This window comes from Haloferax sp. SDI50 (genome assembly GCF_059802635.1).
Genome location: NZ_JBPULL010000001.1, coordinates 1293376 through 1306109 on the forward strand (window position 1 = coordinate 1293376; position 12734 = coordinate 1306109).

The following is a 12734-nucleotide window of genomic DNA, read 5'->3' on the forward strand; positions in this document are numbered from 1 at the left end:
TGACCTACACGTCGAGCGCCGACGGCGCGGGCGGCATCGACCGCTTGTGGGCGCTCCCCTCGACGAGTCCGACCACGCGGTCGACCTGTTCTTCGGTCACGTCCAGGTGGCGGGTCGTCGCGGACTTCGAGAGCGGGCCGTCCACGTGGAGCGCGAGAATCGCGTCCAGCGCGTCGTAGGTGAGGCCGAGTTCGCCCTCGTCGGTCTGGCCGGACCACATCTCGGCCGACGGCGTCTGTAACACGAGGTCTTCCGGCACGCCGACGTGGGCGGCCAACTGGCGGACCTGCTGTTTGTAGAGGTTCCCGATGGGGTTGCAGTCGACCGCCTGGTCGCCGTACTTCGTGAAGTAGCCGGTCATCGCCTCGGCGCGGTTGCCCGTCCCGAGCACGATACGGTTCTCGTGGTTGGCGACGAAGTAGTTGAGCACCGCCCGCGTGCGGACGTAGACGTTTCCGGCGGCCATGCGGTCGTCGGCCGCCTCGGGGAACGTGTCGAAGAACGTCTCGGCGATGGGCTGAATTTCGACCACGTCGTACTCGATTTCCAGCATCTCGGCGACGCCCTCGGCGTCGCTCATCATGTCCTCGGCGTTCGCCACGCTCGGCATGATGAGGCCGTGGAGGTTCTCCTTCCCGAGCGCTTCGACGGCGAGGAAGGCGGTGAGCGTCGAGTCGATGCCACCGGACAGACCGATGACGGCCCCGTCCGCGCCGGCGGCCTCGACGGTGTCTTCGATGAAGGTCGTGATGTGTTCGCGGTGCGCTTCGAGTTCCTCGTCGGACAGCAGGAGGTCGAACGGGGCGTCCTCCGAGAGAACGTCGACGGATGTCATGGGCCTCGCTTGGAACCGGGAGCCCAAATAGCCATGTGTCACGCGAAAACAATGGACGGCCGTCCAGTTTTTGTCGGGGTGTGATGGGGTGAAGCGCTACGTTCAAGTGCCCCCGCAGTCTACGAATTTTTGCTTCGGAAGACGGTTCGAAGCGTAGCGCGCCGATGGGTGACTGAACGGAGTGAAGTCAGCCACGGGGCGAACGAATGTGAGCGCCGATGGTCCAGTGGTAGGACACGAGCTTCCCAAGCTCGGAGCCCGGGTTCAATTCCCGGTCGGCGCATTTCTGTCGAACGTAGTGAGACGAAATGCGCAGGGAATCTGAACCCTGCCAGTCGCAGCCGACGAGCAACGCGAGGAGGAGCGTCTGGCTCAGGTTCAATTCCCGGTCAGCGCATGTTACCGAGACAACGAACGAGCAACCGCTTTGCGTGTTGCTCGTCCCTGTCGAGTGTGTATGCGACCCGATGGAATTGAATCAGCGAGCAACGCGGAGCGTTGCGAGTGAGGTTCAATTCCCGGTCGGCGCACTTCCGGTGAGACAAAGTCTCACCGACGTACCGTTCGTTTCACTCACGGTACTCCCTCGCGGTCGTTTGCCGACCGACCTTCGCAAACCTTCGGTTTGCTCAGTTTCGACGAGACGCCGTCTCGCCAACGTCCCGCTCGCTCCACTCGCGGGATTCCCGGTCGGCGCACAGACTCTCGTCTTCGAAACGTAACCCACCGCGCCGACTCAGAAAAACAGGTTCTGCACGTCGTCGAACTCCGGTGACTCCGAGCGGAACACCGGCTCGCGGGCGGTCTGTCGAATCATCGCGTGGCGTTCGAGGGCCGAGTCGAATTCGAGAATCGCCCGCTCGATGTCGCGGGCGAGCGCGTCGATTTCGCCGTGGAGTTCGTCGTCGTCGGCCATGATACGCGTAGTTAGGCGAGGGCTGGTAAAACGGACTCGGCTACGAGTCGTCAGCGGAGCCGTCGGGTGCAGTTCCAGCAGAGGTCGAAGGTGGTGTCAGCCTCGTTTTCGGCCCCGCAGTTCGGGCAGATGCGCTCGCCCGTCGGCGTCGTCTGCACGCCGGTCTGCGAGCCGTCGTCGAGCGACGCCGCGATTTCGGGGTGGGTGTAGCGGTCCGTACGGGCGGAGTCCCGACCGGACCCCTCGCCTACCGTCGGCTCACCACCGTTGACGAGGTATCGATAGACCAGAAGCTGGAGCAGGGTCAACCCGAGGGCGTAGACGACGATCCAACCCCAGGAGTCCATCACACATTGACTTACGTTAGCATGCTATATCGGTTCTTCGGTCGAACGGGTCTGCTGACGCTCTCGGCGCTGGTCGCGGGCGATGTCGACGCGGCGGGTTCGCCTCGAAACGAGTTACTCGCGCCGGTGGGAGTCCACCGGGCCGTCGAGGTCGCGGTCGAACTCGTCGAATGCCTCGATGTCGTCTGGGAGTTCGTAGGGAATCTCGCGCTCGTCGGCGCGGCGCTCGCCCCCGGCGTCGAGCGGTTCAGCGACCTCTTCGAAGCCCGGCTTTACTTTCACGCTCTTGGCGGGCGAGCCGACCGCGATGTGGTGGGCGGGCACGTCGCCCTGGACGACCGACCGCGCGCCGACGATGGCGTTCTCACCGACCGAGACGCCGGCGTTCACCATCGCGTCGTAGGTGACGCGCGCGTCGTCGCCGATGGTCGTGTGGTAGTTTCTGACCTCGGTCTGGTCGACGGTGTCGTGCGAGTGGCTGTATATGTGGGCGCTGTCGGAGATGGAGACGCGGTCGCCGATAGTGAGTTTCCCGCGGTCGTCGAGGTGGACGTCGTCGTGGATGACCGTGTTGTCACCGACGGAGATGTTGTGGCCGTAGGAGAACGTGACGCCCTTGAAGATGCGGAGGTTGTCGCCGGCCTCCGCGAACAGGTGGTCCGCGAGCATCTGTCGGAACCGGAGGGCGAAGGCGACGTTGTCGGCCATCGGCGTCGCGTCGAACTGCCGCCAGAGCCACTGGAGGTGCTTCGAACGCTTGAACTTCGCCTCGTCTTTCTCGGCGTAGTACTCGGCTTCGAGCGTCGCGTTACAGGGGTCGTACCCTTGCAGTCGAACCCGCGTCGCGGGCGAGACGGGCTTGCCGTTCTGCCAGCGCTCCCACGCCTCGCGGTCGCCGAACAGGTCGATGAGGGTGTCTCGAACGACCGTACAGGTGTCTTCGTCCGAGGCGAGCCGACCGTCGACCTCGTCGATGAACGCCTGTAAGCCTTCTTCGGCGTCCTCCGGAAGCGAAACGTGGACCTTCGTCATTGCACCGTCGTAAGCCGTCGAGATTCAAATGGATTCGGTTGTGCGAACCCCGCGTCAGGCTTCCTCCGGGCAATTCTGTCTGGTTTCGAGCGTTGGTGAACGGAAATCAGAGCGCCCGCCCGCGGCGGGATTCCCAGCGTACGGGAACAAAACACACGGAATAAGTCGCCCCAATTCGTAGGGCCGGGCATGCACTACCGCGAACTCGGCACCTCCGGAATCGAAGTCAGCGAGGTCGGCTTCGGTGCGTGGGTCGTCGGGACCGACTGGTGGGGCGACCGCTCGGACGAAGACTCCATCGAGATGCTCCACCACGCCATCGAGCAGGGCATCGACTTCTTCGACACGGGTGACGTGTACGGCCACGGCCACTCCGAGGAGGTCGTCGGCGAGGCGCTTTCCGACTACCGCGACGAGGTCACCGTCGCCACCAAAATCGGCTACGACTTCTACAACAACCCGCAGGCCGGCCACGGCGAACTCCCCAAGGAAATCACCGGCGAGTGGGTCCGCGAGGCGACCGAAAAGAGCCTCGAACGCCTCGACATGGAGTACGTCGACCTCCTGCAACTCCACAACGCGAACGTCGACGAGGTCACGCCCGACGTGCTCGAAGCCCTCGACGAACTGAAAGAGGAGGGACTCATCAAGGCCACCGGCTGGGCGCTCGGCCCCTCCATCGGCTGGCTGGCCGAAGGCGACATGGCCATCGAAGAGGAGTTCGACGCGCTCCAAATCGTCTGGAACGCCTTCGAGCAGGACGTGGGCAACCACTTCCTCGACACCATCCGCGAGACCGGCTCCCCGACGAGCCTCATCGCCCGCGTGCCGCACTCCTCGGGCCTCCTGAACGAGCAGGTCCGCCCCGAGACCGAACTCGGCTCCGGCGACCACCGCGGCTTCCGCCCCGACGAGTGGTACGAGACGGGCTGGGAGAAGCTCGAACAACTCCGCTTCCTCGAACGCGACGGCGAGCGGACCATGGCGCAGGCGTCCATCGCCTACCTCCTCGGCTACGACGAGACGGCGGCCGTCACGCCGACGTTCCGCACGAAAGACGACATCGACGAGTGGGCGAAGGCCTCCGACGTGCCGAAACTCACCGACGAGGAGCTGACCCGCGTCGAGGAACTGTACGCGGACAACTTCGGCATCGACCGCTTCGACGGCATGGACGCGCTCCGCTCGTCGGTCGACGGCGACGACATCCGCGCGGCCGGTCTCGACAAGCGCGTCGCGAAAGGCGCACGGAACGAAGCCTGATGGGTCGCCTGAAAACCCTCCTCAGCGTCACCGCGGTCGCCCACGTCGCGCTCGCGTGGCTGGTCAGCCTCGACGCCAAGAAGCGCGGCGACGACGCCGGCCGCTGGATAGCGCTGACGCTCCTCACCGGCGTGGTCGGGGCCGCGAAATACGTCCGTGACGGGCGCTAACGGCGGCGACAACGCCGATAACCCGAAACGAATCGACGACGGACGAGGTCGCGGCAACGGCAACGTGAACAGAAACTAACCCATCTCGCTCGGACGCAGTTTTTGTATTTCGAGAGACGTGTTCGGCCGATAGGCCTCGAAGTGCATCTCGCAGTCGTCTGGTTCCTCACCATCGCCCCGTCGACGGCGGTGTTGGCCTACGGCGGGCGGCGCGTCCTGCGTCGCTTCCGCGGCGAGTCCGACGGCGAAGGCGGGTGAGCCCGGACGACCGACGGGCGCACCTACGACCCGGTCGACGACGAATCGCCCATCGAGCGCCTGCGGGAACGCTACGCCGCCGTCGACCCCTCCGACGAGGAGTTCGAGCGCCGCCTCGACACGCTGGTCGAAACCGAGAGCTACGTCGCCGGGGCAGGGTCGCAGTCACAGTCGCGGGCGAAATCGCCCTCCGGCGACGCGAGAACGAGCCCTCGAACAGCGCTGACGGAGCGGCAGTCGGCCGGACACGGGCTATTCAGGCGACCGTGGCAGAGTCCGAGCGCGCCTCGCGGCCGAGTTCGGTGGTCCGAGACCAAAAAAGCCACAACGCTCGACCGAGTGCGGGACGACTATGCGTACCTCAGTCGTCGAACTCCTGCCGGACCTTCTGGAACTCCTCGTCTTCGGTCTCGGGAGCGCGGGGCTTTCGCTCGCCGGGGCGTACATCGAGCGCTTCGCGTTCCTCACCTTCGAACAGGGCAACGTCGAAATCGCCGCGTGGGCGGTCGTGATGGGCGCGGTGGCGCTGTACTTCGCGTACAACGTCGGCACCGACAAAGTGCGCCCGAAGCTTCGAGACGTTCGCGCCGCGCTCGCGTAGAAAAAGCTGCGTCTCGTTTTCGGCGTTCCCGCGTCAGGCGAGGGAGACGTGTCGCGGCCGGTCCGCCAGCACGTACACGCCACCGTTTCCTGCGCTCGCTCCGCTCGCTGGCAAAATCTGGACCAAAAGGGTTCGTCACCCCCGAATGGGGGTTCCTCACCCCGCTCCCGACGGTCGCGAAGTTACGCTAAGAACACGTGTCGCGGCCGGTCCGCCAGCACGTCGCGGCCCCACTGGACCGTGTCGCGGAACGCGTCGGAGCGGAAGAACTCCATGGCGTCGTCCTGCGAGCGCCACTGGCTGGCGATGAACATGTCGTCTTCGTCCTCGACGTTGACCATCAGGTCCGTATCGAAGTGGCCGTCCATCTCCTCGAGGAGGCCGCCGACGGTGCCGAACTTCTCGACGAAGTCGCCGCGGTGTTCGGACTTGACGGTGTAGAACATCCCCATCGTGCCGAAGCCGGACTCCTCGCCGGCGCGCTCGACGATGCCGGGGAGCTCCGAGAGGAAGCCCGCGGCGGTCTCGGCGGCCGACGCCGTCTCCCAGATGGAGACGACGGCGACCCGGCCGCGCTCGTTGGCCTCGTAGACGGCCGTCTTGACGTGCGTCGGATAGTGGTCGAAGTTGCCGCGGAGCCCCTCGACCTCCTCGAACAGCTCGTCGGCGTCGGCCTCGGAGTAGAGGACCGTCGCGTACACGTCCTCGCCGTGGGGCTTGCCGGCGTAGATGTTCAGGTCTTCGAGCTGTCCCCGGATGTCCTCGTCTGCGGCCTCGTCGTCGCCGTCGCCGCCGTGGTGGCCGCCGTCGTCGCTCTCGCCACCGTGATGGTGACCGTCACCTCCTTCGCCGTGGTGGTGGCCACCTTCTCCGTGATGATGACTGTCGCCGCCGTGGTGGCCGCCCTCACCGTGCGCGTGCGCGTCGTGGTGGGACTCGTCTTCGAACTCGCTCGTCGGGACGCCGTCGCCCGCGAGGAACGCGCCGAGGTCCGACGGCGGGAAGCGCCGGCCGACGTAGAACTGGCCGAACTCGCCGTACTTCGAGGACACCTCGTCGAAGCGCATCTCGTAGACGATGTCCTTGATGTCGGTCGGGTCGTCACCGAACAGGGTGACGCCCCACTCGTAGTCGTCGAAGCCGACCGAGGAGGCGATGACCTGCTTGATTTTCCCGGCGTACTGCCGGCCGGTGTCGCCGTGGGTCGACATCAGGTCGCGGCGCTCGTCGAACGAGAGGTCGTACCAGTTGTGCTCCTCGCCGCGGCGCTTCGACATCGGGTAGAAGGACATGTAGGTGTCCTCGGGGATGTCGGGCTTGAGTTTGCCCTCGATGTAGCGCAGCAGGCCGGCGTCGATGTCCTCCTCGTTGCCCTCGAAGTAGTCGTCCGAGACGTAGCCGGACACCTCGGTGACGGAGACGTAGGAGGTCGGCTGTTCGGTGAAGGCCGCGAGCGCGGTCCGCTCGAACTGCCGTTCGGCCCGGGAGATGTCGTCCAGCGTCGGCCGGAAGTGAACGACCACGAAGTCCGCCTTGTGGCCGAGGACGGAGAAGACGGCGGACGCGCCCGCCTCGGCGTCCTCGACCGCCTCGTGGGCGTCGAGGTACGCGACGCCCTCCTCGATTGCGCGGCGGCGCTCGTGTTCGGGCGCGTCACGCCACGCGTCCCAGTCGACGGTTCGGAAGTCGTGCAGCGCGAACCAGCCCTCGTCGGTCTGTGGGGCCTCTACCATACCGTGGCCTAGGGAGTCATCCGGTATTGAAGTTGCGAGTCGTTTTCGCGGTTCGAGAACCGTCGAAGCGCGACGGGGCGGGACCGACCGGGGTGTCCGGGGCAACCGGACTGACCGGGGCGACCGGACCGGACAGGCCGACCGAGACGCTCAGCCGAGGAGCGTCGGCCCGAATATCATGAGCACGAGCGACGCGAGCATCGTGAGGCCGATGGAGGTCGTGATGGTGCGGACGACGGTGTGGGGGTCGTCGACCGGGAGCCGCGAGACGACGGCCTCGGCCGAGGTCCGCAGGATGCGGCCGCCGTCGAGCGGGTAGCCGGGGATGCAGTTGAAAAGCCCCAGTTGGAGGTTAATCCACGCCGTCCAGAACAGGACGTTGGCGACGATGAAGACGCCGCCGCCGAGGAAGCCGAGCGGGCCGCCGACCTGATAGAAGTTGACGACCTGCCCGGTGAATCCGGGGAAGTTCGGAATCCCGAGGACGACCGACGCGAGGGGCAAGAGCAGCGACACGTAGACGAGTTGGAGGGGCGATCCGGCGAAGGCGGTCGCGAGGCCGCCGTCGCCGCCGTCACCGCCGAGAAGCGAGAGATACGTCCCCGCGGGGTACTCCTGCGTGCCGAAGTCGGTCAGGACCAGGCCGCTCGTCCCCTGGAAGATTCTGACGCCGAGGAAGCCGTTGCCGTCCTGGTCGTTCTCGCCGAGCGTCACCTGCACCGTCTCGAAGCCGCCGTCGCGGTAGACTTCGACGGGCACCGTCTGGTCGGGGTCGGTCCGGTCGAGCGCCTGCTGAAGCTCCGTCGAGGAGGTGATTCGCTCGCCGTCGAACGACGAGACGATGAGGGGTTGGGTCGTTCCCGTGGCGTTGTACAGCGGTTGGTTCTCGGAAACCACCGTGATGTAGGCACCCACCGGGATGGTGCGCTCGCCGGCGGAGGTGTCGAGGCGGGCGAACCGCGAGTCGCCGACGGCCGACTCGAAGTCGGCGCGCGTCGAGACGGCGGTCCCGTTGACCGCGGTCACGCGAATCGGGTCGGAGCCGGACTCGACGGTCAGGTTCGCGGGGTTGCCGGCGACGGAGCCGGCGACGACGAGTTCGCGCGTGACCGAGACGGTCCGCTCGCCGTCGAGTTCGACCGACACCGTCCCCGCGTCGGTCGCGAGGAGCGCGGCGTCGAGTTCCTGCGTCGTGTTGACCGGCGTGCCCTCGACGGCGGTTACACGGTCGCCGCCCGAGATACCCGCCGCGTCGGCCGGTGAGCCGGCGTACGCGCCGGAGACGGCGACGCCCGGCGCGACCGAGATAGAGCCGATGACCGGGCCGAAAAGCAGGGCGAACGCGACGAGCGTGACGGCGAAGTTGTTCGTCACGCCGGCGGCGAACATCCGCGACTTGCCGCCGCGGTCGGCGCGGCGCTGGCTCTCCTCGGAGGGCTCGACGAACGCCCCCACGGGGAGTATCGTCAGGAGGACGACGCCCATCGACTCCACGTCGATGCCCTCGACGCGGCTGAGGACGCCGTGGCCGCCCTCGTGGACGACGAGACCGACGAGGAGGCCGAAGAGGATTTCGGGCGCGACCGAAAGCGGGAGGAAGTCGTTGACGCCGGGGATGACGAGGAAATTCTGCGGCTGGTTCACCTGCGTCGGGGCGGGCGGATTCTGGAGGATGACGACCGCCTGAAAGACGAGGAGGACGAACGTCCCGACCATGATGACGAGGGCGATACCGAGGCCGACGTTGCTCCACGCCCGCCAGAACCGCTTGGGGGCGGCGATTCTGTCGAGGAGTTCGCGGCCGCGACGGGTGTGGACCGTCGTAAGGGGACCCTGGACGCGGACGTACTCGGGGAGGATACCGCGAGCACGCAACAGCGCCGCGAGGAGAGAGTAGGCGATGAAGCCGGCGAGAACCCAAAGCAGCGTGTTCATCGCCCGAAGGGAAGCGGCGCGCGCCAAAAGGCGTTCGGGTTACGGTCCCACCGTTCGGGTTACGGTCCCGCCTTCGAGACCGAGGGCAGGCGTTGGCGGCCGCGAATGACGACCGCAACCGAACCCGACCCGAAACGAGCGTGTCGCGTTACTCCTCGTCGTCGCCGTCGTCACCGGGCGACTCGATTTCGACTTCGACCGCGCCGTCGTCGTCCGCGTCCGCGTCGGTCTCCTCGTCGCTCGCGTCGCCCGTCTCGTCCGCCTCGGCCGCCTCGTCGTCGGCCGCGGCGTCGTCCGTTTCCGCCTCGGGGTCGTGTTCGACGGTGACCGTGGCGTCCTCGTCGTCGGTCGCGTCGTCGTCCACGCCGGTCCCCTCGTCGGCCGCCGAGTCGCCCTCGGCGGGGTCGTCGGCGAGCGCGATGTCGGTAAAGGAGTCGCCGGACGACGAGCGAAGCCGCGAGACGGCGTAGGCGACGCCCACGAGGAGCAACGCGACGAGGAGCAGCCGACCCCACGAGCGGCCGCCCGAGGTGTCGTCGTCGATGGTTCCCTGTTCGGAGTCGGCGTCGAACTCCTCCAGTTCGACGTCGAATTCGTCTTGCGATTCCTCCACGGACCGGATGAAGTCGATGAGAGACATGTGAACTGTGATGCGGCGAGGCCGCGGTAGGCGTCGTTCGCGGGGAACGAGCCCGTCTCACCGTACGCGCGTCGGGGACATAAGTCGTCCCCCAGAAGGGTTTTAGCCACCCCGGCGACGAACGGAAACCGTGTTCGACAGTTCCCGCTACGAGGTCCGACAGAAGGTGTCCATCAGCAACAAGTACGTCGTCTACGAGGGTGACGACCCCATCCTCTCGGCGAAACAAAAGAAGTTCAAACTGAAAGAGGACTTCCGTCTGAACGACCACGACACCGGCGAGGAACGCTTCCGCGTCAAGGCCGACAGCGTCCTCGACGTGTCTGCCGCCTACGACATCGTCGACAGCCGGACCGACGAGCGCGTCGGCGCGGTCAAACGCGGCGCGTTCTCGTTCGCCAAACACACCTACCAACTGCTCGGCCCCGACGGCTCGGTCGCGGGGCGAATCGTCGAGGACAGCGTCCCGATGGCGGTCGCCAGACGGCTCGTTACGACGCTCATTCCCTTCTCGTACCGCATCGAGGACGCGGCCGGCGAGGAAGTCGGCGCGGTAGACGGGCAGTTCTCGCTCCGGGACAAGTACACCGTCGACGTGGACCGCGAGCGAATCGACCCGCGACTCGCCGTCGTCGGCGCGGTCGTCATAGACGCCATCGAGGAGAACTGAACCCGACCGAGTCATCGCCCGCGCGCCGCCGGTGACTCAAAGAGCGATTTGACATTTGAGTATCTATTTTTCACGGATTCGAGTAGTGTCGGATGGCATGTTCGAACGAATCCGACTCCGTTGGTTCGTCGTCGCCGCCGTCGTCTGCGCCGCGCTCGTCGGCGGGGCGACCGCGGCCGCAGCACAGGACGCCCCGTCGGTGTCTCTCGCGACGACCGGCGGGAACGTGACCGTCACGCAGGCCGAAGACGCGACGATTCGGGGGACGAGCGACCTCGAAGCGGGGACGACGCTCTCGGTCCGCGTCCAGTCGGCCGGCGACACGAGCCCGCGGGTCCTCAAGACGAGCGAGGCCGTCGTCGGCGAGGACGGGAACTTCTCGGCGACGCTGGACTTCTCGGAGATTCCGCCGGGGACGACGTTCTCCGTCTCGGTCCGCAACGAGTCGAGCGCGCTCGCGGAACGCGAGGGTGTCGTCGAGGACGCGGCATCTTCGACCACCACCGAGGAGACGACCGACACCGGCATCCCCGGCTTCGGTGCGGGGGTCGGCGCGCTCGCGGTTTCGGCGCTCGGCGCGGTGGCGTTGCTCGCGGGGCGACGAGTGTGAAAATCGAAGGAAACAGCGAACCGTGCCCTGCGGTTCGGGCGAGGTTAGTCCTCGCGGCGGAGTCGCGTGACGACGAAGTCGCGCTCTAGCTCGCCGAGGAACTCGCCGAGTCGCGGCCCCTGTTCGGCGTCGAAGAACAGCCGGTAGCCGGCGGCGAAGAAGTCGCCCATCTCGATGTCGTGGCGGCGCGCAGTCTCGTAGATTTCGCCCTGAATCGCCTCGCCGTCGTGGCCCTCGGCGACGAACTCCGCGAGGTCGTCGAGGGCGGCCTCGACCGCGGGCTCGAAGTCGAACTCGGGGAGGTCGACCTGCAAGCGGTAGTTGTACTGGTTGTCCATCTTCTCGGCCCAGCGGCGGGCGCGTTCGACCCGGTCGAGCGCCTCTTCGACAACCTCGTCGGGAGTGTCCTCGTCGAAGAAGCCCTCGCTGCGGGCCATCTTGACGCGGAGGTCCTCGTCGTCGGTCATGCCGAGGACGGCCGCGAACGTGTACGGGAGTCGAACCCGGTCCTCGCGGACCTCGTCGACGACGAACGGGTAGGCGCGCTCGGCGAAGCGGGTCAGGCTCTCGTCGTCGACCTCGCCGAAGTAGGCGCGCTCGAAGCGGTCGAAGTCGTCGACGAGCTGGTCGAGCCGCGTGAGGTCGAGGTCGCGGGCCTTCCGCGGGTTGAGCGCGAAGAAGTACCGGAGCACCTCGGGTTCGAGCAGGTCGAGCATCTCCGCGACGGTGACGATGTTGCCGGCGGACGACGACAGCGCCTCGCCGTTGAGCGTGAACCACTCGTACACCATCGGCACCGGCGGCTCGATTCCGAGGACGTTCTCGGCGATGTCCTTGCCGGAGGGCCACGAGCCCTCGGCGTGATCCTTTCCGAACGGCTCGAAATCGACGCCGAGGACCTGCCACTGGCCGGGCCACTCGAAGCGCCACGGCAGTTTGCCCTCGCGGAACGTCGCGGTCCCCTCGTGGCCGCAGCCGTCGATGGTGTTGTCGCCGACGGTCATGTCGGTACAGACGTACTCGACGGTGCCGGCGTCGAGGTCGATGTCCGTGACCGTCTCCGTGATTTTACCGCACTCGGCGCAGACGGGGTTGAAGGGGACGTAGTCCTCGTCGACCTTCGACTGGTACTCGCCCAGCACCTCGCGCGCGGTATCGGCGTGTTCGAGGACGTGTTCGACCACGGGGTCGAAGTCGCCGTTCTCGTACAGTTCGGTGTTGGAAATCATCTCCACCGGGACGCCGAGGCGGTCGGCGTCGGCCTTCAGGAGCGCCGCGAAGTGCGCCGCGTACGACTCGGCCTCGCCGAACGGGTCCGGAATCGACGTGTACGGCTTGCCGAGGTTGCGGCCGAGCGCGCCGGCGTCGACCTCGCCGAGCCCGACGATGTTGCCGTCGGCGTCCGCGAGCTTTCGCGGGAGCTTCCGGAGGGGGTCCTTGTCGTCGCTGGTGAACACCTGTCGGACCTCGTGGCCGCGCTCGCGGAGCACCTCGGCGACGAAGTAGCCGCGCATAATCTCGTTGAAGTTGCCGAGGTGGGCCACGCCCGAGGGGGAGACGCCACCTTTGACGACGACCGGTTCGTCGGGGTCGCGTGCCTCGATTTCGTCGGCGATCTCGTCGGCCCAGAAGCCGTGGTGGGTGGCGTCGGCATCACCGTCGGCATCGGCGTCGGTCGCGTCCGCGGCGGGGGCGTCGCCGCGGGAGGGTTCGTCCGTCGTCAT

General features: G+C 66.7%; 13 protein-coding genes and 1 tRNA gene. 6 read left to right on the plus strand and 8 right to left on the minus strand.

The annotated features are described in order from the left end of the window. Nucleotides 1-4 precede the first annotated feature (4 nt). Nucleotides 5-835 (minus strand): NAD+ synthase, encoded by an 831-nt coding sequence (locus tag ACSR87_RS06665; protein ID WP_498529927.1) that lies wholly within the window; start codon nt 833-835, stop codon nt 5-7. A gap of 212 nt (nt 836-1047) precedes the next feature. Here ACSR87_RS06665 and ACSR87_RS06670 point away from each other — a divergent pair. Further along, nucleotides 1048-1118: transfer RNA gene (locus ACSR87_RS06670), tRNA-Gly, on the plus strand. Nucleotides 1119-1571: 453 nt separating this feature from the next. On the opposite strand, the gene ACSR87_RS06675 is transcribed toward ACSR87_RS06670, so the two are convergent. The 3 genes from ACSR87_RS06675 to ACSR87_RS06685 all read right to left on the minus strand — a co-directional run bounded on the left by ACSR87_RS06675 (nt 1572) and on the right by ACSR87_RS06685 (nt 3130). Continuing rightward, the gene (locus tag ACSR87_RS06675; protein WP_004041759.1) at nt 1572-1751 is read right to left on the minus strand and encodes a hypothetical protein; all 180 of its coding nucleotides are present in this window, start codon (nt 1749-1751) and stop codon (nt 1572-1574) included. Between the two features lie 50 nt (nt 1752-1801). Continuing rightward, entirely contained in the window at nt 1802-2098 is a 297-nt protein-coding gene (locus ACSR87_RS06680; RefSeq protein WP_008574820.1) for a DUF7577 domain-containing protein, read from the minus strand. Between the two features lie 114 nt (nt 2099-2212). Beyond that, entirely contained in the window at nt 2213-3130 is a 918-nt protein-coding gene (locus tag ACSR87_RS06685) for an acyltransferase (RefSeq protein ID WP_004063016.1), read from the minus strand. 189 nt (nt 3131-3319) lie between these two features. On the opposite strand from ACSR87_RS06685, the gene ACSR87_RS06690 reads away from it, so the two are divergent. From ACSR87_RS06690 to ACSR87_RS06700, 3 genes are all read left to right on the plus strand, one after another. Further along, nucleotides 3320-4393 (plus strand): aldo/keto reductase, encoded by a 1074-nt coding sequence (locus ACSR87_RS06690; RefSeq protein ID WP_498529928.1) that lies wholly within the window; start codon nt 3320-3322, stop codon nt 4391-4393. After that, the gene (locus ACSR87_RS06695; protein WP_498529929.1) at nt 4393-4563 is read left to right on the plus strand and encodes a hypothetical protein; all 171 of its coding nucleotides are present in this window, start codon (nt 4393-4395) and stop codon (nt 4561-4563) included. The genes ACSR87_RS06690 and ACSR87_RS06695 overlap by 1 nt, the downstream gene beginning before the upstream one ends. 610 nt (nt 4564-5173) lie before the next feature. Then, entirely contained in the window at nt 5174-5422 is a 249-nt protein-coding gene (locus ACSR87_RS06700; RefSeq protein WP_008574811.1) for a DUF8151 family protein, read from the plus strand. Between the two features lie 182 nt (nt 5423-5604). Here the strand turns inward: ACSR87_RS06700 and ACSR87_RS06705 are convergent, their stop codons facing one another. The 3 genes from ACSR87_RS06705 to ACSR87_RS06715 all read right to left on the minus strand — a co-directional run bounded on the left by ACSR87_RS06705 (nt 5605) and on the right by ACSR87_RS06715 (nt 9730). Next, entirely contained in the window at nt 5605-7155 is a 1551-nt protein-coding gene (locus tag ACSR87_RS06705; protein WP_498529930.1) for a heme-binding protein, read from the minus strand. Nucleotides 7156-7305: 150 nt separating this feature from the next. Continuing rightward, the gene (locus ACSR87_RS06710; RefSeq protein WP_498529931.1) at nt 7306-9090 is read right to left on the minus strand and encodes a site-2 protease family protein; all 1785 of its coding nucleotides are present in this window, start codon (nt 9088-9090) and stop codon (nt 7306-7308) included. 148 nt (nt 9091-9238) lie between these two features. Next, nucleotides 9239-9730, minus strand: a complete 492-nt coding sequence (locus ACSR87_RS06715) for a hypothetical protein (protein ID WP_498529932.1) — start codon at nt 9728-9730, stop codon at nt 9239-9241. Between the two features lie 130 nt (nt 9731-9860). Between ACSR87_RS06715 and ACSR87_RS06720 the strand changes: the two genes are divergently transcribed. Both ACSR87_RS06720 and ACSR87_RS06725 read left to right on the plus strand, forming a co-directional pair. Next, nucleotides 9861-10400, plus strand: a complete 540-nt coding sequence (locus tag ACSR87_RS06720) for an LURP-one-related family protein (protein WP_498529933.1) — start codon at nt 9861-9863, stop codon at nt 10398-10400. A 97-nt stretch (nt 10401-10497) separates the two neighbouring features. Further along, nucleotides 10498-11010: a BGTF surface domain-containing protein gene (locus ACSR87_RS06725; protein ID WP_498529934.1), complete on the plus strand. Its 513-nt coding sequence runs from the start codon at nt 10498-10500 to the stop codon at nt 11008-11010. A 44-nt stretch (nt 11011-11054) separates the two neighbouring features. Here the strand turns inward: ACSR87_RS06725 and lysS are convergent, their stop codons facing one another. Continuing rightward, entirely contained in the window at nt 11055-12734 is a 1680-nt protein-coding gene (lysS, locus tag ACSR87_RS06730; RefSeq protein ID WP_498529935.1) for a lysine--tRNA ligase, read from the minus strand.